At 53.1% G+C, this 22,874-nt stretch carries 20 protein-coding genes; 9 read left to right on the top strand and 11 right to left on the bottom strand.

What is annotated here, in order from left to right:
• Nucleotides 1–4 precede the first annotated feature (4 nt).
• Genes OMQ46_RS08320 through mnmG form a run of 3 tightly spaced genes read right to left on the bottom strand, consistent with a single transcriptional unit; the run spans nucleotide 5 to nucleotide 3,302 of the window.
• Entirely contained in the window at nucleotides 5–784 is a 780-nt protein-coding gene (locus OMQ46_RS08320) for a ParA family protein (protein WP_266236287.1), read from the bottom strand.
• Nucleotides 785–786: 2 nt separating this feature from the next.
• Complete coding sequence (gene rsmG / locus OMQ46_RS08315) at nucleotides 787–1,419, bottom strand: 16S rRNA (guanine(527)-N(7))-methyltransferase RsmG (RefSeq protein ID WP_266236286.1); 633 nt, start codon at nucleotides 1,417–1,419, stop codon at nucleotides 787–789.
• Nucleotides 1,419–3,302, bottom strand: a complete 1,884-nt coding sequence (gene mnmG / locus OMQ46_RS08310; RefSeq protein WP_266236285.1) for a tRNA uridine-5-carboxymethylaminomethyl(34) synthesis enzyme MnmG — start codon at nucleotides 3,300–3,302, stop codon at nucleotides 1,419–1,421. The genes rsmG and mnmG overlap by 1 nt, the downstream gene beginning before the upstream one ends.
• 101 nt (nucleotides 3,303–3,403) lie before the next feature.
• On the opposite strand from mnmG, the gene OMQ46_RS08305 reads away from it, so the two are divergent.
• Nucleotides 3,404–3,760, top strand: coding sequence for a diacylglycerol kinase (locus OMQ46_RS08305; RefSeq protein ID WP_266236284.1), 357 nt, complete (start codon nucleotides 3,404–3,406; stop codon nucleotides 3,758–3,760).
• Here the strand turns inward: OMQ46_RS08305 and lgt are convergent.
• A complete protein-coding gene (gene lgt, locus OMQ46_RS08300) occupies nucleotides 3,757–4,530 on the bottom strand; it encodes a prolipoprotein diacylglyceryl transferase (RefSeq protein ID WP_266236283.1) in 774 nt (257 codons plus the stop codon). The genes OMQ46_RS08305 and lgt overlap by 4 nt on opposite strands.
• A 298-nt stretch (nucleotides 4,531–4,828) precedes the next feature.
• Between lgt and OMQ46_RS08295 the strand changes: the two genes are divergently transcribed.
• The 3 genes from OMQ46_RS08295 to OMQ46_RS08285 all read left to right on the top strand — a co-directional run bounded on the left by OMQ46_RS08295 (nucleotide 4,829) and on the right by OMQ46_RS08285 (nucleotide 7,222).
• The gene (locus OMQ46_RS08295; protein ID WP_266236282.1) at nucleotides 4,829–5,563 is read left to right on the top strand and encodes a TorF family putative porin; all 735 of its coding nucleotides are present in this window, start codon (nucleotides 4,829–4,831) and stop codon (nucleotides 5,561–5,563) included.
• Between the two features lie 63 nt (nucleotides 5,564–5,626).
• Nucleotides 5,627–5,965: a P-II family nitrogen regulator gene (locus OMQ46_RS08290; RefSeq protein WP_007144177.1), complete on the top strand. Its 339-nt coding sequence runs from the start codon at nucleotides 5,627–5,629 to the stop codon at nucleotides 5,963–5,965.
• A gap of 18 nt (nucleotides 5,966–5,983) precedes the next feature.
• The gene (locus OMQ46_RS08285) at nucleotides 5,984–7,222 is read left to right on the top strand and encodes an ammonium transporter (protein ID WP_266236281.1); all 1,239 of its coding nucleotides are present in this window, start codon (nucleotides 5,984–5,986) and stop codon (nucleotides 7,220–7,222) included.
• Between the two features lie 68 nt (nucleotides 7,223–7,290).
• Here OMQ46_RS08285 and hemE read toward each other — a convergent pair whose 3' ends face one another.
• The 3 genes from hemE to gltB form a co-directional block, all read right to left on the bottom strand.
• Entirely contained in the window at nucleotides 7,291–8,361 is a 1,071-nt protein-coding gene (hemE, locus tag OMQ46_RS08280; RefSeq protein WP_266236280.1) for a uroporphyrinogen decarboxylase, read from the bottom strand.
• A 105-nt stretch (nucleotides 8,362–8,466) separates the two neighbouring features.
• A complete protein-coding gene (locus OMQ46_RS08275; RefSeq protein ID WP_266236279.1) occupies nucleotides 8,467–9,873 on the bottom strand; it encodes an FAD-dependent oxidoreductase in 1,407 nt (468 codons plus the stop codon).
• Between the two features lie 23 nt (nucleotides 9,874–9,896).
• Complete coding sequence (gene gltB / locus OMQ46_RS08270) at nucleotides 9,897–14,348, bottom strand: glutamate synthase large subunit (RefSeq protein WP_266236502.1); 4,452 nt, start codon at nucleotides 14,346–14,348, stop codon at nucleotides 9,897–9,899.
• A gap of 261 nt (nucleotides 14,349–14,609) precedes the next feature.
• Here gltB and purE point away from each other — a divergent pair, with 261 nt between their 5' ends.
• The 3 genes from purE (at nucleotide 14,610) to OMQ46_RS08255 (ending at nucleotide 16,627) form a co-directional block, all read left to right on the top strand.
• Complete coding sequence (purE, locus tag OMQ46_RS08265) at nucleotides 14,610–15,101, top strand: 5-(carboxyamino)imidazole ribonucleotide mutase (protein WP_266236278.1); 492 nt, start codon at nucleotides 14,610–14,612, stop codon at nucleotides 15,099–15,101.
• A gap of 96 nt (nucleotides 15,102–15,197) precedes the next feature.
• Complete coding sequence (locus OMQ46_RS08260; RefSeq protein ID WP_266236277.1) at nucleotides 15,198–16,337, top strand: 5-(carboxyamino)imidazole ribonucleotide synthase; 1,140 nt, start codon at nucleotides 15,198–15,200, stop codon at nucleotides 16,335–16,337.
• Nucleotides 16,338–16,345: 8 nt separating this feature from the next.
• Entirely contained in the window at nucleotides 16,346–16,627 is a 282-nt protein-coding gene (locus OMQ46_RS08255; protein ID WP_266236276.1) for a SelT/SelW/SelH family protein, read from the top strand.
• Between the two features lie 47 nt (nucleotides 16,628–16,674).
• On the opposite strand, the gene topA is transcribed toward OMQ46_RS08255, so the two are convergent.
• The 4 genes from topA to OMQ46_RS08235 all read right to left on the bottom strand — a co-directional run bounded on the left by topA (nucleotide 16,675) and on the right by OMQ46_RS08235 (nucleotide 21,722).
• A complete protein-coding gene (gene topA, locus OMQ46_RS08250; RefSeq protein WP_266236275.1) occupies nucleotides 16,675–18,951 on the bottom strand; it encodes a type I DNA topoisomerase in 2,277 nt (758 codons plus the stop codon).
• Between the two features lie 121 nt (nucleotides 18,952–19,072).
• Nucleotides 19,073–19,540 carry a DUF494 domain-containing protein gene (locus tag OMQ46_RS08245; RefSeq protein WP_323135148.1) on the bottom strand — a complete coding sequence of 156 codons (468 nt, stop codon included), beginning with the start codon at nucleotides 19,538–19,540 and terminating at the stop codon, nucleotides 19,073–19,075.
• A gap of 31 nt (nucleotides 19,541–19,571) precedes the next feature.
• Nucleotides 19,572–20,678 (bottom strand): DNA-processing protein DprA, encoded by a 1,107-nt coding sequence (gene dprA / locus OMQ46_RS08240; RefSeq protein ID WP_266236274.1) that lies wholly within the window; start codon nucleotides 20,676–20,678, stop codon nucleotides 19,572–19,574.
• A 12-nt stretch (nucleotides 20,679–20,690) separates the two neighbouring features.
• Nucleotides 20,691–21,722, bottom strand: a complete 1,032-nt coding sequence (locus OMQ46_RS08235) for a LysM peptidoglycan-binding domain-containing protein (RefSeq protein ID WP_266236273.1) — start codon at nucleotides 21,720–21,722, stop codon at nucleotides 20,691–20,693.
• A 176-nt stretch (nucleotides 21,723–21,898) separates the two neighbouring features.
• Between OMQ46_RS08235 and OMQ46_RS08230 the strand changes: the two genes are divergently transcribed.
• Together OMQ46_RS08230 and def are read left to right on the top strand one after the other, a co-directional pair.
• Nucleotides 21,899–22,216, top strand: coding sequence for a c-type cytochrome (locus tag OMQ46_RS08230; protein ID WP_266236272.1), 318 nt, complete (start codon nucleotides 21,899–21,901; stop codon nucleotides 22,214–22,216).
• A 139-nt stretch (nucleotides 22,217–22,355) separates the two neighbouring features.
• Nucleotides 22,356–22,859 (top strand): peptide deformylase, encoded by a 504-nt coding sequence (gene def, locus OMQ46_RS08225; protein WP_266236271.1) that lies wholly within the window; start codon nucleotides 22,356–22,358, stop codon nucleotides 22,857–22,859.
• Nucleotides 22,860–22,874 lie beyond the last annotated feature (15 nt).

Genomic DNA, 22,874 nt, shown 5'->3' with positions numbered 1-22,874 from the left:
CCTGTTAATTCGATTTTTGCTTTTTCTCTCGCCGCATAAACTCGCTGGCCAGTGCCATATAAGCTATCGAGCCACGGGAGCCACGATCATAAGCCAGCACCGGCATACCATGGCTGGGTGCTTCCGCCAGGCGCACATTCCGTGGAATGATCGAATGAAAAACCTTATCCCGGAAATGATTAATCAACTGCCTCGAGACCTGGTTGGCCAGGTTATTGCGGGCATCAAACATGGTGCGCAACAGGCCGGTGATGTCGAGCTGGGGGTTGGCACGCTGCTTGACCCGCTCAATGGTTCGCAGCAGCGATGACAGACCTTCCAGCGCATAGTATTCACACTGGATCGGGATCAGCACTCCCTGCGAGGCGACCAGCGCATTAACGGTTAGCATACTCAATGAAGGCGGGCAGTCAATCAGTATATAGTCGTATTTCTCGCGGGTTGACTCCAGCGCGATACGTAATCGATGTTCACGCAGTTTGATTTCCAGCAGTTCTACTTCGGCCGCCACCAAATCGGAATTGGTAGGCATCACATCAAAACCCAGGCCTTCCGGGCTGAGGATGGTATCCGCCGCCCGGGCTTCCGCCATAATGACATCGTAACTGCTGTTATTAATGTCGTTCTTATCCAGGCCGCAACCCGTGGTGGCGTTACCCTGGGGGTCGAGATCGATCATCAGGACTTTTTTGCCATACTCGGCCAGTGACGCTGCCAAATTCACCGTGGTGGTGGTTTTGCCAACCCCGCCCTTCTGGTTGGTCACTGCGAATATGTTTCCCATTCTCAACCTTCGTTTTTGATTAGTCTCACCAGATGTCGCTCGCCTTCACACTCCGGCACATCAAGCGACACCACATCCTGTAGCCGGAACGCATCGGAATCAAACTGCAATTCCTCGTTCGGGTAGACGCCTTTCATCAGCACCAGCCGGCCGTTTTGCTCACAGTGCTGGCCTGCCAGCTTGATAATATCGTCAACCGTGGCAAAGGCGCGAGCAGTGATAATAGCAAATTTGGGTAAAGATACCTGTTCCACTCGGCCATGCACAACCGTGACATTGTGCAGGCCCAGTTCGGCCTTGACCTGCTGCAGAAAACGGGTCTTTTTGGAATTGCTGTCCAACAGCGTGACCGCGCAATCAGGCCGGACGATGGCCGCCGGGATACCGGGCAGGCCGCCGCCGGTGCCGACATCAAGCAGACTCGGCGCATCCAGATAAGGCAATACAGAGAGACTATCAAGAATATGGCGGGACAGCATCTGTGCCGGGTCCCGCACCGAGGTCAGGTTATATACCTTGTTCCATTTCACCAGTAGCGCGACATAATCGAGCTGCTGCTGTTTTTGGGCTTCACTCAGGTCGATCGATAGCGCTGCACAGCCCTGGTCGAGCTGTGCTTTTAAATCCAACGTCATTAACTGGCTTCGCTCAGGCCGCTGCGTTTCAGATGCACCAGCAGCAGGGATACGGCTGCCGGGGTGACGCCGGAGATACGGGCAGCCTGACCCAGGTTGGCAGGACGCGCGTTTTCCAGTTTCTCACGCACCTCGTTGGAGAGGCCGCGGACGTTTTTATAGTCCATATCTAACGGCAGAGCGGTGTTTTCATTGCGCTGGACGCGTTCAATCTCATTCTGCTGGCGATTGATATAGCCGGAATACTTGGCCTGAATCACGACCTGTTCTGCGACTTCCTCAGACACATCCTGCTCACGCTGCATCAGTTCCAGCAACGCCGCATAGTCGACTTTGGGCCGACGCAGCAGATCTTTGGCCGTGGTGACCTTGGTCAGCTTTTCGCCAAGGATAGCTTCGGCTTTGGCCTGATCCATTTTTTCCGGCACAAACTTGAAACTGTCGAGGTGGGCGTTTTCTTTTTCCACCGCTTCCAGCTTGGCGTTGAAGACAGACCAGCGCGCATCATCGACAATGCCCAGTTGACGGCCAATCGGCGTCAGGCGCATATCGGCATTATCTTCACGCAGCATCAGGCGGTATTCGGCACGGCTGGTAAACATGCGGTAGGGCTCACGGGTACCGGCGGTAATCAAATCATCGATCAGTACACCGATATAGGCTTCATCACGGCGTGGATACCAGCCTTCCAGACCCCGCGCCTGCAGGCCGGCATTAAGACCGGCAATCAAGCCCTGGGCACCGGCTTCTTCATAACCGGTGGTGCCGTTGATCTGGCCGGCGAAGAACAAACCGTCCATATGCTTGGTTTCCAGCGTCGGCTTCAGGTCACGGGGATCAAAAAAGTCATATTCAATCGCATAGCCCGGGCGGGTGATATGGGCGTTTTCCAGGCCTTTCATAGAGCGTACGATCTGGTACTGCACATCAAACGGCAGACTGGTGGAAATGCCATTGGGATAAACCTCGCCACACTCCAAGCCTTCCGGTTCCAGGAATATCTGATGTGAAGCACGATCGGCGAAACGCACCACCTTGTCTTCAATCGATGGACAGTAGCGCGGGCCGATACCTTCGATTTCACCGCTGTACATCGGTGAGCGATCCAGGTTGTTACGGATCACATCATGGGTCTGCTCATTGGTGTGGGTGATGTAGCAGGAAATCTGGGCCGGATGATGCTCACGTTGACCCAGGAAAGAGAATACCGGGGTCGGATCATCACCGGGCTGCTCAGTCAGCTGGGAAAAGTCGATACTGCTGGTCGCAATCCGCGGCGGTGTACCGGTTTTCAGCCGATCCACCCGGAACGGCAGCGCACGCAGACGCTGTGACAAAGCAATCGAAGCCGGATCACCGGCGCGACCGCCCTGGTGATTCTGCATGCCGATATGAATCAAACCACCCAGGAAGGTGCCGACGGTCAGCACCACCGCTTTGGCAGAGAAACGCAGACCAACCTGCGTGACCACACCGACTACGCGATCGTTTTCCACTACCAGATCATCAACCGCTTGCTGGAAGATATACAGGTTAGGCTGGTTTTCCAGATAGGCGCGGACTGCCGCTTTATAACGAACGCGGTCGGCCTGGGCACGGGTAGCCCTGACCGCCGGGCCTTTGCTGGAGTTCAGAGTACGGAACTGAATACCGCCACGATCAGCCGCCTGCGCCATGATACCGCCGAGGGCGTCAATTTCCTTGACCAGGTGGCCTTTGCCAATACCACCGATGGCCGGGTTGCAGCTCATCTGTCCCAGAGTCTCGATATTCTGGGTCAGCAGCAGGGTTTTTACGCCCTGACGGGCGGAAGCCAGCGCGGCCTCAGTCCCGGCGTGACCGCCACCGACAACAATGACATCATAATGATCCTGGTAACTCATAGCGCACCAAACAAGCTTGAAAATAAAGATGTAAATTTTAACATGCTGTTAATAATGTTTGCCTAATATTCAAACATTTAAAACATTCATTCAGGGTCAACATGGAAAAAAACCGCGGTTTGAAACGTCTGTTTTTTGCACTGATTTATTCCTGGCAGGGTCTGCGTTCTGCTCTCAAACATGAAGAAGCCTTCAGACAGGAATTTCTCGCTTTTGTCGCGCTCACCGCGTTGAGTTTTTACCTGGATGTCACCGCCATGGAGCGTCTGCTGATGATCAGCACCCTGGTGCTGGTGATGATAGTGGAAATACTGAACTCAGCGATTGAGACCACTGTGGACCGTGTCAGCTATGACAAACATAAACTCTCAGGCCGCGCCAAGGATTACGGCTCTTTCGCTGTACTGATGTCGATATTGATTGCCACTGCGACCTGGCTGACGATACTGCTGACTTAAGCCTGTCGCCGGTAGGCCCAGATCATCATCGCCACACCGCCGATTATCATCGGCAGACAGAGGATCTGCCCCATCGTCAGCCAGCCAAAGGCAATGTAGCCATACTGCGGATCCGGAATTCGGACAAACTCCACAATATAGCGGAACACACCATAGCCCAGCAGGAACAGACCGGAAACCGCGGCCCGCGGCCTTGGCTTGGCGGAATAAAGCCAGAGAATAATAAACAGTAAAAGACCTTCCAGTGCCGCCTGATACAACTGGGACGGATGTCTGGGCAAAGGTCCGGCGCCCGGAAACACCATGGCCCATGGCACATCACTAACCCGGCCCCAGAGCTCACCATTAATGAAATTGCCAATCCGGCCCAACATCAGGCCAATCGGCACCATCGGCGCGATAAAGTCACTGATTTCAAAAAAACCTTTGCCGGTTTTACGGCCGAAATACCAGAATGCCACTAACACACCGATCAGACCGCCATGAAATGACATGCCGCCCTGCCAGATTTTCAACAGGTTAAGCGGATTGTCGAGATTGGCGGCCAGATCATAAAACAAGGCATAACCAAGACGCCCGCCAAGGATGACACCCAAAGCACCATAAAACAGCAGGTCCTCCAATTGACCATGCTGCCAATCATGACGTGCAGCCCGGTAACGCCCCAACAACCAGACAAAAGTAAAGCCCAGCAGGTACATCAGGCCGTACCAGTGGATAGCCAAAGGCCCAAGGTTAAGCGCCACCGGGTCGATTTGTGGGTAGGTCATACCAATCCCTTTGAATGAAAGTGCGGCTATCTTAGCAACTAAATGATGGCAAATCTAAGTCCGTTAGCCCTGTTTCCGCACCAGTTTGGACCGAGGCCTTTATAGCCTGCACCAAAATGATCCTGTAAGCTGAACTAAAACACAGCAAATGTGGAATAGATCACTGTTTTTTCAATGGTTTATAAACTTGGCATGCTATCTGCTCAACCTGTTGCAGTCTGAATACACAGTGTTGCAAATAATCAACGCCGGAATTCAAACGACTAAACAATAAAATGTTAAACCGAGGAGTTAAACCATGAAACTGAGTAAGATTTCAGCACTTTGCTTTGCAGCTACCACCCTGTTTGCTGCTTCATCAGCAATGGCTTGGGAAAGTGAAGACGGCGCCCATTCAACCAGTGCTTCCGTAGCACTTTCATCCGACTATCGCTTCCGCGGTATCAGCTTTTCCGATAACAAACCTGCTATCTCTGGCAGCTTCGATTATGCACACACATCAGGTTTCTACACCGGTGTATGGGCAACCAGTAACTCAGGTGATGGCGAAATCAACATCTACGGCGGTTACGGCAATGAGTTTGGCGAATCTGGCGTATCCTACGATGTAGGCGTTCTGCGCTATATCTTCCCTGGTGCCAGTGAATTCAACAACAACGAATTTTACGCAGGCCTGGGCTACAGCTACTTCTCTCTGGGTTACGCTTTTGATCCCGACTGGGAAGGTAACGATGAAGCCGCTCACTATTTCAGCGTCGGCTTTGACTATGACCTGCCAGCTGGCTTTGGTTTCTCAGCTTCTTACGGTGTAACCAGCTTTGACAGCGATCTTGAAGACATCGTTGGCGAAAGCAGCTACTCAGACTACTCTATCAGCCTGAGCAAAAGCCTGGTGGGCTTCGATTGGACGCTGTCCTACATCGGCGTAGATAGCGATGGTGAAGCCGTCTATTCAGATCCAGGTTCATACGGCGGTCTGGATGACAGCAGCACAGACGACACTCTGATGTTCTCTGTCAGCAAATCATTCTAAGTCTTCTCTCAGCTACCCCCTCGATGTTGAGGGGGTAGATTTTCTACAGAAGGAAACTAGCTTATGAAACAAGTTGTAGCGATTATCAAGCCCTTCAAGCTTGATGATGTCCGGGAGTCTCTCTCCGAAATCGGCGTGCAAGGCTTGACCGTTTCAGAGGTGAAAGGTTTTGGACGTCAGAAAGGCCACACTGAGCTGTATCGTGGTGCCGAGTATGTCGTTGATTTCCTGCCCAAACTGAAACTGGAAATTGCCGTCGACGACGACATCGTCGAACAAGTGATCGAAGCCATCATCAAAGGTGCCAACACCGGTAAAATTGGTGACGGCAAGATCTTCGTTTACCCATTAGAGCAAGTGGTTCGGATTCGCACAGGCGAAACCGGTCCTGATGCCCTGTAAGCTTGAGGAGTAGATAATATGGAAAACGAAATCTTCCAACTCCAATATGCATTGGACACCTTCTACTTCCTGATTAGTGGTGCCTTTGTTATGTGGATGGCCGCCGGCTTCGCGATGCTGGAAGCAGGTCTGGTCCGTTCTAAAAACACAACTGAAATCTTAACCAAGAACGTGATGCTGTTTGCGATTGCGTGTACTGCTTATCTCGTTGTTGGTTATGACATCATGTATGGCGGTGGTATCTTCCTCGACGGTATTGTGGGTGACGGTGTCACCGGTGCTGAAGAGCCAGCGACTTATGCGCCATCAGCCGACTTCTTCTTCCAAGTGGTCTTCGTGGCAACAGCCATGTCTATCGTCTCCGGTGCGGTCGCTGAACGTATGAAACTGTGGGCTTTTGCCGCGTTTGCTGTGGTAATGACCGCGTTCATCTACCCACTGGAAGGTTCTTGGACCTGGGGTGGTGCTGATGTCTTCGGCATGTACAACCTGGGCGACCTGGGCTTCTCTGACTTTGCCGGTTCCGGTATTGTTCACATGGCAGGTGCTGCTGCTGCACTGGCTGGCGTGATTCTGCTGGGTGCCCGTAAAGGCAAATACGGTCCTAACGGTGAAATTCACCCGATCCCTGGTGCAAACCTGCCTATGGCTACGCTGGGTACCTTTATCCTGTGGCTGGGTTGGTTCGGCTTCAACGGTGGTTCGGTGCTGGCGACAGCCTCTGTCGAAAGTGCCAATGCCGTTGCCGTGGTCTTCATGAACACCAATGCTGCTGCGGCAGGTGGTGTGATTGCTGCCCTGATCGTGGCCAAACTGATGTTCGGTAAAGCGGACCTCACCATGATTCTGAACGGTGCCCTGGCTGGTCTGGTAGCTATCACTGCCGGTCCTGACACCCCAACCCCGCTGATGGCGACCATCATCGGTGCAATCGGTGGTGTTATCGTGGTCTTCTCTATCGTCCTGCTGGATAAAATCAAAATTGATGATCCGGTCGGTGCGATCTCAGTCCACGGTACCGTCGGTCTGTGGGGTCTGTTAGCAGTACCTCTGACTAACGATGGTGTCAGCTTCTCCGGTCAGTTGATCGGTGCAGCCACTATCTTTGTCTGGGTATTTGTTGCCAGCTTCATCGTCTGGTCTATCCTCAAAGTGGTCATGGGTCTCCGTGTCACTGAGGAAGAAGAGTATGAAGGTGTTGACTATGTTGAATGTGGTATGGAAGCGTACCCTGAATTCACCAACACCGGTAAGTAACTGAGTTACATACTCCGAAGAAGGGGGACAGGTTTCGACCTGTCCCTCTTTTTTTATGTCAGATGATTTTATTCAGCGTGATAGGGGGCACTGAGACGGTGAACGGATTCCACCAGTCGCGCCATATTGTCAGGGTTCACAGTGGGGTGAATGCCATGGCCAAGATTAAATACATGCCCGGTATTACCCTTGCCATAGGACGCCAGAATAGTGGCCACTTCCTGCTCAACCCGATCAGGCGATGCATACAACACGCAGGGGTCCATATTACCCTGTAGGGTGACCTTGTCACCGACGCGGCGACGCGCCTCGCCAATATCGGTAGTCCAGTCCAGTCCCACGCCATTGACACCGGTTTCAGCCATCCACTCCAGCCACTGACCACCACCTTTGGTAAACATCGTGATCGGGACTACACGCCCTTCCGACTGGCGTTGTAAACCCGAGACAATCTTGTGCATATAGTTGAGGGAGAATTCTCGATACACGGCTGGACTCAGCGTCCCGCCCCAGGTATCAAACAGCATAATGGCCTGGGCACCGGCATTGATCTGCGCGTTCAGATAGGCAGTGACCGAATCAGCGAGCACATCGAGTAAAGCATGCATCTGCACCGGCGCATCAAACAGCATACCTTTGACCTTGGCAAAATCCTTACTGCCACCGCCTTCGACCATATAACAGGCCAAAGTCCAGGGGCTGCCGCTGAAACCAATCAGTGGCACTTTGCCATCAATTTCGCGGCGGGTCAGACGGATCGCGTCCATCACATACCCCAGACTGTCTTCCATATCGGGCACCGTCAGGTTTTTAATGTCAGCTGCGGACCGAATCGTGCTGGAAAATTTGGGGCCTTCGCCAGCAACGAAGTGCAGGCCCAAACCCATCGCATCGGGTATGGTCAGAATATCGGAGAAGATAATGGCGGCATCCAGATCGTAACGACGGAGTGGTTGCAGGGTCACCTCGCAGGCCATTTCCGGCGTGCTGCAGAGCGTCATGAAGTCACCGGCCTTTTTCCTGACTTCACGATACTCCGGCAGATAGCGACCCGCCTGGCGCATGACCCAGACCGGGGTCCGGTCCACAGGTTGTTTAAGCAAGGCTCGCAGATAACGATCGTTTTTCAGTTCCGCCACGTTTTATTCCCGGTGTTAAGGCTACAGATACAAAAAAGGCTTGATCATACAGGATTCATCATCCCGGTATGAACAAGCCTTTAGTAGCCTGCTTAAAGCTTAAGTTCAGACGTCGAGGTAATCGAGAATACCTTCAGCTGCCTGACGGCCTTCCCAGACCGCCGTCACCACCAGATCCGAACCACGCACCATATCACCACCGGCGAAGATTTTCGGGTTGCTTGTCTGGTATGCATGGCCACCATCTGCCGGCGCTACCACGCGACCGCCGTCATCAATACTGACGTTGAATTTCTCGAACCATGGTGCCGGGCTCGGACGGAAACCGAAAGCAATGACGACGGCATCCGCTGGAATGACTTCTTCACTGCCAGCAACGGGTTCAGGACGGCGACGACCACGCTCATCCGGTTCACCCAGAGCTGTTGTTACGACTTTAACGCCGGTGACTTTGCCGTTTTCACCGATGATTTCCACCGGCTGGCGGTTCCACAGGAACTGAACACCTTCTTCACGGGCATTGTTCACTTCGCGGCGTGAACCGGGCATGTTTTCCTCGTCACGGCGATAAGCACAGGTGACGCTGGTCGCGCCCTGACGAATTGCAGTACGGTTACAGTCCATCGCGGTATCACCACCACCCAGTACCACGACATTTTTGCCTTTCAGGCTGACGTAGTTATCAGATGGCAGATCCAGCAGGAATTTGTTGTTGGCAACGAGATAAGGCAGTGCTTCATAAACGCCGTCCATATCTTCGCCCGGGAAACCACCTTTCATGTAGGTGTAAGTACCCATGCCCAGGAAGACCGCATCGTACTCATCAATCAGTGTCTGGAAATCAACGTCTTTACCCACTTCCGTATTCAGACGGAACTCAACGCCCATACCTTCCAGCACTTCACGACGGCGTTTAACGACGGCTTTTTCCAGCTTAAATTCAGGAATACCGAAGGTCAGCAGACCGCCAATTTCCGGGTAACGATCATAAACCACTGGTGTCACACCGTTACGCACCAGTACGTCAGCTGCACCGAGACCGGCAGGACCGGCACCGATAACCGCTACCTTTTTGCCGGTAGATACAACGTTGGACAGATCCGGACGCCAGCCTTTTTCCAGCGCGGTGTCAGTGATGTATTTTTCCACCGAACCGATAGTCACGGCACCAAAGCCATCATTCAGGGTACAGGCGCCTTCACACAGACGATCCTGCGGGCAGACACGGCCGCAGATTTCCGGCAGCGTGTTGGTCGCGTGCGACAATTCCGCCGCTTCCTCCAGATTGCCCTCACTGACCAGTTTCAGCCAGTTGGGAATGTAGTTGTGAACCGGACATTTCCATTCACAGTACGGGTTACCACACTCCAGACAGCGATCGGCCTGTTCGGCCGAAGACTGATCATCAAAATCGCCGTAAATCTCACCGAACTCCTGAACGCGCACTTTGGCATCGAGTTTTTTCGGGTCGACACGACCTACATCTAAAAATTGAAACGTATTTTTTGCCATGATTTCTTATCTACGCTGAGTCCTTAAGCTGCTTTGGTTGCCAGTTTGAGCAGACCATCCATTGCAGCGGCTTTGGGTTTGACCATCCAGAACTCTTTCAGGCGTTGTTCAAACGCATCCAGAATCTGATGACCCCAGGCACTGCCGGTTTCACGGACATGATCTTCAATCATGCCTTTGAGGAACAGTGCCAGCTCGGAGGTCTCAGCTGTATCAATTCTGACCAGTTCAACCAGTTCATCGTTATAACGTTCAGCAAAGCTGTTATCGCTGTCGAGAACAAAGGCCAAACCACCTGTCATACCGGCACCGAAGTTGAGGCCGGTTTCACCGAGCACCGTGATCACACCACCGGTCATATATTCACAACCATGGTCACCAATACCTTCAACCACCGCTGAGGCACCGGAGTTACGTACCGCGAAACGCTCACCGGCACGGCCGGCGGCATACAAGGCACCACCTGTCGCGCCATAAAGGCAGGTGTTACCCATGATGCTGGCTTCATGACTCTGGTACTCGCTTTCCGGTGACGGATAAATGACCAGTTTACCGTCCGCCATGCTCTTACCGACATAATCGTTGGCATCACCTTCCAGATACATTTCCAGGCCGCCGGCATTGAACACACCGAAGCTCTGGCCGGCTGAACCGTTCAGACGCAGGCGAATCGGCTTGTCAGTCATACCGTAGTTACCGTGCACTCTGGCGATTTCACCAGACAGGCGGGCACCGATGGAGCGGTTGACGTTACGAACCACGTAGCTGAATTCACCACCGGTTTTGTTAACGATGGTGTCTTTGATCTCGGCGACCATCTGCTCGGCCAGTTCACCTTTGTCATAAGGCTCGTTTTTCGGCTCCAGGCAGAACTTGGGCTTGTCAGCCGGTACACCGGCATCCGACAGCAGCGGTGACAGGTCCAGTTTCTGCTGCTTGCTGGTCTCACCCGGCAGCAGTTCCAGCAGGTCGGTACGACCAATCAGGTCCTGCAGACTGGAGACACCCAGTGCCGCCAACCATTCCTGCGTTTCACGGGCCACGAACTGGAAGTAGTTCATCACCATTTGCGGCAGTCCGATAAAGTGCTTGGTACGCAGTTTCTCATTCTGAGTAGCAACACCAGTCGCACAGTTATTCAGGTGACAGATCCGCAGATATTTACAACCCAGCGCCACCATTGGACCCGTACCGAAGCCGAAGCTTTCCGCACCGAGAATCGCGGCTTTAACCACGTCCAGACCGGTTTTCAGACCGCCATCTGTCTGCAGGCGGACTTTGTCACGCAGATCGTTGGCTCGCAGGGTTTGATGCGCTTCTGACAGGCCCAGCTCCCACGGACCACCGGCATATTTGACTGAGGTCAGCGGGCTGGCACCGGTACCACCATCGTAACCAGAGATGGTAATCAGATCAGCATAGGCCTTGGCGACACCGGCTGCTACCGTACCGACACCAGCCTGTGAGACCAGCTTGACGGAGACCAGTGCCTGCGGATTGACCTGTTTCAGGTCGAAAATCAGCTGTGCCAGATCTTCAATCGAGTAGATATCATGATGCGGCGGCGGTGAAATCAGCGTCACGCCCGGGACCGAGTGACGCAGGCTGGCAATCATCTGATTGACTTTCTTGCCTGGTAGCTGACCACCTTCGCCCGGTTTGGCGCCCTGGGCAATCTTGATCTGCAGGACCTCGGCATTCACCAGATAATGCGGGGTCACACCGAAACGGCCGGAAGCGATCTGTTTGATTTTGGAGACGCGCTCGTTACCGAAACGATCCGGATCTTCACCCCCCTCACCGGAGTTGGAACGACCACCCAGTCGGTTCATCGCAATCGCCAGCGCTTCGTGCGCTTCAGGCGAGAGCGCGCCCAGTGACATACCGGCGCTGTCAAAGCGTTGCAGAATGGCGCTGACATCTTCCACTTGATCCATTGCCAGTGGCTGATCAGCCAGTTTGACCTTCATCAGGTCACGCAGCACCATCGGATCGCGTTCATTGACCAGCGAGGCATAGGCTTTGTAATCATCGTAACTGCCACCCTGTACCGCTTTTTGCAGTGTCGCAATGACATCCGGGTTATAGGCGTGATACTCACCACCGTGAATGAATTTCAGCAGACCGCCCTGACCGCGTTTCTTACGCTGATTCCAAGCCAGTTTGGCCAGTTTCTCATCGTCCGCCTGCAGTTCGGCAAAGCCGGTACCGCTGATACGGCTGGTGGTGGAGGTAAAGCATTTATCGACCACATCGTCATGCAAACCGACAATTTCGAACAGTTGGGCACCACGGTAACTGGCAATGGTTGAAATACCCATTTTCGAGGTGATCTTGAACAGACCTTTGTTGATGCCTTTACGGTAACGACGGCATAACTCGGCGCGCTCAAGCTCTTTGATTTCGCCGCTGTGAATCATGTCGTTCAGGCAGGCGTAGGCAAGGTATGGGTAAATACCGGTCGCACCGTAGCCCAGCAGGACACCGAAGTGGTGCGAGTCACGCGCAGTAGCCGTCTCGACGATCAGGTTGGCATCACAACGCAGCCCCGCTTTGATCAGACGGTGATGCACCGCGCCGGTCGCCAGCAAGGCATGAATCGGCAAAGTCTCTTTTGTGATATCACGGTCGGACAGCACGATAACCACCGTACCATCAGCGACGGCCTTCTGAGCCTTGTCACACAGGGCATCAACGGCAGCTTCAAGCCCGATAGCCGGGTCGTAGTTCAGCGACAAGATGACAGATTTGTATTCGTCGTTATGGTCACCCAGTGCCAGTAATTGACGGAACTGGCTTTCAGACAGGACCGGCGAATCAACGACCACACGCTGAGCATGATCTTCGCCTTCCTCGAACATATTACGTTCTTCACCGAAACAGGTTTCCAGTGACATCACGATGTTTTCGCGCAGCGGGTCGATCGGCGGATTAGTGACCTGTGCAAACTGCTGACGGAAATAGTCATACAGTGAACGAATCTGCGTCGACATGACCGGGAACGGGGTGTCATCACCCATGGAGCCGACGGCTTCCTGACCAGCCTCACCCAGCACGCGGATTACCTGATCGCGCTCTTCAAAGGTGATGTTGAACAGTTTTTCGTAGGTCTCGTATTCGTTGCCTTCGATAGTCGGACCGGTTTCGTCATCGTCCGCATCTTTCAAGCGCTGCAGATTGTTGTCCAGCCACTCGCGATAAGGCTGCGCCGACTTCAGTTTGTTGTCGATATCTTCCGGCATCAACAGTTCGCCGGTGTGGGTATCCACAGCCAGCATCTGACCGGGTTTCAGACGGCCTTTGGCCACCACGTCCTGTGGCTGGTAGTTCCAGACACCGACTTCTGATGCCAGGGTTATATGACGATCTTTGGTAATGATGTAGCGCGCCGGACGCAGACCATTACGATCCAGAGTACAGGCGGCATAGCGACCATCGGTCATGACCACGCCAGCGGGACCATCCCAGGGCTCCATGTGCATGGAGTTGTAGTCATAGAAAGCACGCAGGTCTTCATCAATGGTTGGATCGTTCTGCCAGGCTGGCGGAATCACCAGACGCATGGCACGGAACAGGCTGACACCGCCGGCAAGCAGTGCTTCCAGCATATTGTCCATGCTGGAGGAGTCAGAACCGGTGGTACCCACCAGCGGACGGATTTCTTCCATGTCCTCAATCAGCGGGGTAGCAAATTTGGCACCACGCGCCAGCGCCCAGTTGCGGTTACCCTGCACGGTGTTGATTTCACCATTGTGCGCCAGCATGCGGAACGGCTGCGCCAGGCGCCACTGCGGCGTGGTGTTGGTAGAAAAACGCTGGTGGAAAATCACAATCGAGGTTTCCATGCGCTTATCGTTCAGGTCTTTGTAGAAAACCGGCAGATAAGAAGGCATGACTAAACCTTTGTACGACACCACGTGCGAAGACAGACTGGAGATATAGAAGTCTTCATCATTGGTGACTGCTTTTTCTGCCAGACGACGGGCGATGTACAACTGACGCTCAAAGTCAGCTTCGCTCATCCCTTCAGGCGCATTAACAAACACCTGACGCATCACCGGCAGCGATTCCAGCGCCTGTTGACCACAGGCAGATTCGGGGTCGACCGGTACATCACGCCAACCGAGGACTTCCAGACCTTTAAAGGCCAGTTTCTCGTTGATGATCCGCTGGGCAGACTGGGCTTTGGATTCATCATGGGACAGGAAGATCATGCCCACAGCATATAAAGAGGCCAGTTGATAGCCCTGTTCATGGGCAATTGCCTGGAAGAAGCTGTCTGGTTTTTTCAGCAACAGACCACAACCATCACCGGTTTTGCCGTCAGCACCAATGGCGCCACGGTGGGTCAGATTACCCAGGGCTTCAATCGCTGTTTCCAAAAGCCAGTGGCTGGCCTTGTCATCCATTTGGGCGATTAAGCCGAAACCACAGTTGTCCTTTTCAAATTGCGGTCTGTAGAGACCTTGATTCATTTCTGTTGGCTGACTCACGTCACGTACCTTCTCTTAGTTTAGCGCCGTCACTGCTCCCCCGGCGGAAGTCCGTCGGTGTTGGATTCGACGACGAGGGGCGTTGACCAATTACGGCAGAAAGGATCGACTATTATAGCGATCCATGCCGCCTCGTTCAATTGTTCCATTACTCGATGAGACAGTTTTTAAGGCGCTAAATTTTCCTATTTTCAATAAAATAGCTAAAATGCACTGTTTTTCTATTCGAGACTGACAACGATCATGGAAAAACCACTAGTGGGCGTGGTGATGGGCAGTAACAGTGACTGGCCCGTCATGGAAAAAGCCGTCGAACAACTGGAAGCCTTTGGTGTGCCCTATGAGGCCAAAGTCATCTCTGCACACCGAACCCCGGATCTGCTGACCGACTATGCTGCCAGTGCGCACAATCGCGGCCTGGCCTGCATCATTGCCGGCGCTGGCGGTGCTGCCCATCTGCCAGGCATGCTGGCGGCCGGTACCACCGTGCCCGTACTCGGCGTGCCAGTGCCCTCAAAATATTTAAAAGGTCAGGATTCCCTGCTCTCCATTGTTCAGATGCCTAAAGGCATTCCGGTCGCCACTTTTGCCATCGGCGAAGCAGGCGCGGCCAACGCGGCGTTGTTTGCGATTGCCCAGCTTGCCGTCAATGACAAGGCACTGAGCGACAAACTCCTTAAATTCCGCGAAGCCCAGCATCAGCAAGTGCTGGACATGACGCTGCCTCCACAATAACGTGGAACTATCCTCGGCACTGTCAGGCGCTAAGTGGCCAGGTGCTGATTCAGACATCAGTCCGGTAATCACCGGTCCGTTTGCAAGAGGTTGATTATGAATTCTCAGATTTTACCCGGTGCGACATTAGGCATGCTTGGCGGCGGCCAGTTGGGTCGTATGTTCACCACAGCGGCTCAGACCATGGGTTATAAAGTGGTTGTGCTGGATCCGGATAAACAGAGCCCGGCTGGCCTCATTGCTGACAAACATATCTGCGCGGCATACGATGATGAGGCTGCACTGAAAGAGATGGCGGATCTGTGTGCGGCTGTCACCACCGAGTTTGAAAATATTCCTGCGCAGACACTGGCTTTTCTGGAACAACACACCAGCGTTCGCCCTTCATCGAAAGCGCTGTCCCAGACCCAGAATCGCAACGTGGAGAAACAGTTCATTGCCTCACTGGGCATCACCACTGCGCCGTTTTTACCCATCCTTCGTCGTGAAGATATTGCAGCCGCCAGGGACAAAATACAGTTCCCTGCCATTCTGAAAATTGCCACCTTCGGTTATGACGGTAAGGGGCAGTTTCCCTGTGACAGCCTGGATGATGTCTATGAAGCTTATGACTCGCTGGGTGAAAAAGAATGTGTGCTGGAGCAACGGATTCCGCTGGATCGGGAAATCTCGGTCGTGCTGGCACGAAGCGAGACCGGCAGCATTACTACGTTCCCGGTGGCGGAGAATATCCACGTCAATGGCATTCTGCATTCCACTATGGTGCCTGCCAGCGTGTCCGCCGAACAGGTACAGTCAGCCATTCAGAAAGCCAATGAAATCGCTCGAGGCCTTGGCTACATCGGCACCCTAGCCGTTGAGTTTTTCGTCTCAACCGATGGCGAGATTATTGCCAATGAGATTGCACCGCGACCGCATAATTCCGGCCACTACACACTGGACGCCTGCCACACTTCCCAATTTGAACAACAGGTCAGAATGCTCTGTGGCCTGCCTGCCGGTGACTGCGATTTGGTTAGCCCGGTCGTCATGATCAACATCCTGGGCGATGTCTGGGGAAGCAGTGAACCCCATTGGGAAAGCCTACTGGCCGAGTCTAACGTTAAGCTGCATCTCTACGGCAAGCAGGAAGCGCGTAAAGGCCGCAAGATGGGCCATTTCAATGTGCTGGCAGCTGATACCGAAACCGCGTTGGAACAAGCCAACCGGCTATTCGACGCCCTTCAGGGCGAGTGAGCAGGGAGATGACTAATAAAGTCAGCATTGTTTATTGCACCCAGTGTCGCTGGTTGCTGCGTGCCGGCTGGATGGCGCAGGAGCTGTTGTCGACCTTTGATGAAGAGTTGGATGAGCTCAGTCTGAAACCGGGCACCGGCGGCATTTTTGAAGTCTATGCCAATGACCAGCTGGTATGGTCACGCAAGCAGGAAGGCCGCTTCCCTGAAATCACCGAACTCAAACAACGGGTGCGGGATCAGATTGCACCGGAGCGTGATTTGGGCCATATCGACCGAAAGAAACCCTAATCTAACGGTTGAAAAAGCCGGGCAGGTCAAAGCGCCCGGCTTTTTGTTTACTCTACTTTTTCGCTGAAATCGCAGTCCTTCTGCGGACAGACTTTTTCCGTGCCCCGACTCTTGGTCGTTTTCACTGTCAGAATCGGCCAGTTACATTTCGGACAGGGTTCTTTCAGCGGTTCATTCCACAACGCATAATCACAGGTCGGATATTCCGAGCAGGAGTAAAACACCTTGCCGCGACGTGATTTGCGGGTCAGAATCTCGCCTTTCTCGCACTGCGGACATTGAACACCGGTATTTTTGGGCTGCTCCAACGATTCGATGTGCTTGCACTTGGGATAGCTGGAACAGCCGATGAATTTGCCATATTTACCGGTGCGGATCCACAAGTCGGAATCACATTTCGGACATTTGCGGCCTTCCACCACTTCCGGCTCATTACTGGTTTCTTCACCATCGATATTACGGGTGTAATCGCACTCCGGATAACCGGTACACCCGATAAAACGACCGCTGCGCCCCAGGCGACTGGACAATTTTTTACCACATTTGGGGCAGTCTTCATCCAGTATTTCCTGGGTGACATCACTGCGCTGAACTTCCTTATCCTTGGTTTCCACCTGATCTTTGAACGGCGCCCAGAATTTGGTGAGTAGCGGGATCCATTCTTCCTCGCCCCGGGCCACGGCATCAAGCTCATCTTCCAGTTCGGCCGTGAAGTTGTAGTCGACATATTTGGTGAAATGCTGGACCAGAAACTTACCCACAACGCGGCCGACATCAGTCGGGTGAAAGCGTTTGTTGACCAGTTCCACATACTCGCGCTGTAACAGCGTCGAGATGATGCTGGCATAGGTCGAAGGACGACCAATGTCGTGTTCTTCCAGCGCCCTCACCAGACTGGCTTCACTAAACCGGGGAGGTGGCTCGGTGAAGTGCTGTTCTGGACGGATGGCTTTCAATGCGACCACCTGACCGACTTCCATCGGCGGCAGCAGATTTTCATCTTTATCGGTTTTAGCGGTGTCGTCCTTACCTTCCAGGTAAACACTCATGAACCCGGGATTGACGACCGTCGACCCGGTGGCGCGGAAGGTATTGCCCTTGCCACAGCCCAGGTCCACAGCAACAGTATTTAATGTGGCATGCACCATCTGACAGGCCATGGTGCGCTGCCAGATCAAGGTATAAAGCTTGAGCTGATCAGCCGACAGATAGGCCTTCATGTCCTCGGGGGTACGAAGCACGGAAGTCGGACGAATCGCCTCGTGCGCCTCCTGCGCGTTTTTGGACTTGGTTTTGTATTCCTGGGGTTTGCCCGGCACCATTTTCTTGCCGTACTTTTCAGCAATAAAGTCCCGGATTTCATTGATCGCTTCGGCAGCGAGCGAGACCGAGTCAGTACGCATATAGGTAATCAGACCCACCGCGCCTTCGCCCGTGTCAACACCCTCATAGAGCTGCTGGGCGATACTCATGGTGCGCTGGGCACCGAAACCCAGTTTCCTGGAAGCTTCCTGCTGCAGGGTCGAGGTGGTAAACGGCGCAGCCGGATTACGACGGCGTTGTTTCTTCTCGACGTTGGTTACCAGCAGTTTGCCTTCCGCCGCTTTGTTCAGCTTGCTGACCACATCGGAAGATTGTTTTTCGTTGTCGATGCTGAACTGGCTTAGCTTTTCATTGGCAAAATGAGTCAGCTTGGCCTGAAAAGCCTTGTCCTCGGCGGCGGCATCGGCTTCAATGGTCCAGTATTCTCTGGGCTTGAAGGCTTCGATTTCCAGCTCACGCTCAACAATCATGCGCAGCGCGGGGCTTTGCACCCGACCCGCTGACAGGCCGCGACGCACTTTTTTCCAAAGTAGTGGCGACAGGGTGAAGCCCACCAGATAGTCCAGCGCCCGTCGAGCCTGCTGGGCATTGACCAGATCCATCGACAGCTCACGGGGATGGGCGACCGCATCATTCACGGCCTGCTTGGTGATTTCATGGAAAACGACGCGATGCGTTTCTTTATCTTTGAGCGCCCCGCGCTTCTTCAACAGTTCGTACAGGTGCCATGAAATCGCTTCCCCCTCGCGATCCGGATCCGTTGCGAGATAGAGAGCATCGGCTTTTTTCATGGCCTTGGCTATCGCATCAACATGCTTACTGTTACGGTCGATGACCTGGTATTTCATCGCAAAGTTATTCGCCGGATCGACCGCGCCTTCCTTGGGAAGTAAGTCGCGGACGTGACCATAAGAAGCCAGCACCTCGACATCTTTCCCCAGGTATTTTTTAATGGTCTTCGCCTTGGCCGGCGATTCGACGATAACTAATTTCTTTCCCATATTCACCCGTACTCGTGCAAGCTTGTGTTGCTGTTTACGTGCTATTGATTATGGTCACAGCACATAAAACAAAGCCCGCTGATTTGCGGGCAGATAATGTTCATTAATGTTTGGCGTGTATTTAATGGATCACCGCCTCCATGTCCTCAAACACCAGATCTTCCATCCAGGCAAAAGCCACTTCCCTGCCCGGCTGGTAAAACAGTACCATCAGTACCACCCATTTGAGCTGATCGAGGTCTATTTCGTCGGTTTCCAGCGCCAGCACCCGTTCAATAACAACTTCGCGAGTTTCGACATCAAGAACGCCAACCTGTTCCAGAAACAGCAGATAACCACGGCATTCGACGTCAAGGCGTTCGACTTCCTTATCACTGAAAACACGCATGCTGGCATCGCGGTTCAGTGGCCGTTCGCCGACAACGGTCATGTTTTCGAGCCATTCCAGGGCTTTGTGGATTTCCAGTTCCTGAAAACCGACACGTTCTAGTTCCAGTTCCAGGGTGTCTTTGTCGGGTTTTTGGCTCTCTTCGGTGTCGATGTAGTTCTCAAACAGATACAGCAACACATCAAGGATATTTTCTTTCATTCGATTCTCTATTGAAGGAGGGACTGGTTTTTCACAAACCCGTTCGTACGTATCGTCCGCCCGGCAATGACGTTACCTCGCCTTCTAATTCCAGTAATAACAGCATGGATGAAACCGCATCGGCCGTCAATCCGCTGTTTTCAATCAGCTTGTCTATAGGAATGGGATCAAATCCCAGATGTTCAAATAAAATCCGGTAATCACCGTCTTTTTCATGTGAAGACGATGCTTCAGCTTCAATTTCAGTTTCCGGCGCACTCACCCTGGCTAATGCGCCCAGTTCTTCCAGAATATCGTCAGCGGTTTCCACCAGCTTGGCACCTTCACGGATTAACTCATGACAGCCTCGTGACAAAGGGTTATGGATCGAGCCTGGAATCGCAAACACTTCACGCGCCTGCTCCATCGCCATTCTGGCAGTAATGAGTGAACCGCTCTTGAGCGCCGCCTCCACAATCAGCGTACCCAGTGACAGACCACTGATAATGCGGTTACGCCGCGGGAACAACTCGGGTCTCGGCGAGGTGCCTAAAGGATATTCCGATACCATCGCACCCTGCTCCACAATCTGGTGTGCCAGCTCCCGGTGCTGTGCCGGATAAACCCGATCCAGACCAGTCGCTACCACGGCAATGGTTTTACCCCCCGCTGCCAACGCACCCTGATGCGCCACACCATCAATGCCTGTAGCCAGCCCGGAAGTAATCGTGAGACCACCTGACGCCAGATAACGAGAGAAATCATAAGCCGTATTCCGGCCTGAGGGTGTCGGGCTCCGACTGCCAACCACCGCCAGTTGCCATTGACTCAGAAGCGATACATCACCCTGTACATAAAGCATCATCGGCGGATCGGTGATTTCCCTGAGTAAAGGCGGGTAACGCTTGTCCTCTATGGTGATGAGATGCCGGTCGTCATGATCGAGCCAGGCCATGTCTGCTTCAACCTGCTGCCAGTCGGGGTGGCGAATGCCATCCAGTACTTTTTCACTGAGGCCGCTTAGATGTCTGGACTGATTCAGTACAGATTCGGGGCTGCCGTGTTGCTGTAACAACCTGGTCAAGGTGACCGGCCCCAGTCCCGGTACACGTTGCAGCGCTATCCAACAAGCTATTTTATCCTGCTTGCCGGCTTTCATTGAATGAACACCTCAGGACGCGCTTTTAACCTTATCAAACAGATTGATGGCTTGTGTTGCTTTCATCACGATAGCGTAACTGACCTTCTCATAAGTCTTGAACACCATTGCCTCACCAGCATGTTCATCGGGGAGAGTCACGACATCATCCGGCTCCTGGCTGACCTGGTCACGAATTGATTCACCCGCTTTATACAACGAGAGAACATGCCCGGTTTCCAGTCCATTACGGGCACCCAGATTGATGACAACAATCTGATATTGACCCACCTGCGATACACCGTCAAACACCGAAATAATGCGACCGTTAAGCACCGCATCAGGAGAACGCGGAATAAAGTTAAGATCGTAATCGTCCCCCTCCACTTCCAGCAGCCGATCCCCGATCTGTACTTCACGATTGGTATAGGTGAGATCTACCTTGGCCGGGTCCCCGGGCGTGACCACCACGGCATCACCGGTATAAATGGCTTCATAGCCAAGCACTTCAGCGGTGTCCGGGTCGGTGTAGACCTTGCCGCCACGAAAAATGCTGTAATCGTTAACATCATCATTCTGAACGCCACGGACATAAACATGGTCACCGGAACCGGAGATCAGACGCTCGTCAGCACTGGCCACCACATAAGGTGCATTGTCGAGCACTTCTGCCCCCACCACTTTGGGTTTGCTCAAAAAAGGACCAATGGCAGAGAGAGGAATCGTGGGGATAGGCTTATCTATTATGGTTTCGCGTACTTCCGGTGACAGTTTAACCGTGCGCTGACCACGGTTTATCTCCAGCATCGGCCGGCCATCACGCCACACCAGTGACAGTTCGTCACCAGGGTAAATCAGATGCGGGTTTTCGATTTGAGGGTTAACGTACCAGATGTCTGGCCAATGCCAGGGATATTTGAGGAACATACCGGAAATGTCCCACAGGGTGTCACCTTTTTTAACAACATAGCGTTGTGGATGATCAGGGTTAAGTTCGACATCGTTTGCTATCAGCGGCAGGCTTACCATCACAAAAAACAGGCTTAAGACAATGCGTCGTATCATCGAGCTATCCTCATGGCTTCAACGTTACCCTGATCCGTTAGTTGAGTAACAACAGCCATAGTGTGTTATAAGCGTAGTCAGTAATCAAGCTGTTGGGCAACTTTAGGCTTTTTCCGCAGTCTTTCAAGAAACTCGTTGACTGCGCCCTGGCACGGTTTTTCACCTAGGAGTCGAAAATGAAAACGTTATCCTTAACTTTGCTGGGTTTGACCACCCTGTTTTCAACCGCAGCAGCGATGGCTGCCGGAGATCCCCAGATTGGTAAAGCCAAGTCGGCGGTTTGCGCCAGTTGCCATGGTGCGGACGGCATCGCACTGATGCCGACCTACCCCAACCTGGCAGGTCAGAACGAGGCATATCTGGTTTCAGCGCTCAAGGCTTATCGCAGTAAAGAACGTCAAGGTGGCAATGCGGCGCTCATGCATGCGATGGCAGCGAATCTGTCGGATGAGGATATTGCCAATCTGGCCGCTTATTATGCCAGTCTCAAATAATTAAACATCCAGCTATGACATAGCATCGGCGGCCCAGGCCGCCTTTTTATTGGGCCTTTATTTTCCAAGTCGTCACCACCAGATTAAAATAGACTGATTCACACAGCACTCTGTTAAACAGAACAGAAACAGGTACAACATGGCTATTTTGAATATTTTGCACTACCCCGACCCGCGACTCCGCAACAAGGCGGCACCGGTTGAAGCGGTCACCGACGAGATTCGTCAGCTTGCCGATGACATGCTGGAAACCATGTACGAAGCCCCGGGTATCGGCCTGGCAGCAATCCAGGTCAATGTTCAGAAGCGATTGATCGTCATTGATATCTCCGAAGATAAGAGCGAACCGCTGATTCTGATTAATCCTGAAGTGGTTGCCGCTGAAGGCGAACGGGAATTCGAAGAGGGTTGCCTGTCAGTGCCGGAAGCCTATGAAGCCGTAACCCGGGCCGATCGGATAACGGTTACAGCACTGAGTCGTGATGGTGACAAAATGGAATTTGATGCAGAAGGCCTGCTGGCTACCTGCATACAACATGAAATCGATCACCTGGACGGCAAACTGTTTGTCGACTATCTGAGCAATCTGAAGCGCCAGCGGATCCGGAAAAAGCTGGAAAAGCACCAGAAACAAAAACTATAAGGACAAGCCACCACG

This window comes from Methylophaga sp. OBS1 (assembly GCF_026319365.1).
Note: the sequence above shows the minus strand (reverse complement) of the source record. Positions and strands in the feature narration are given on the sequence as shown.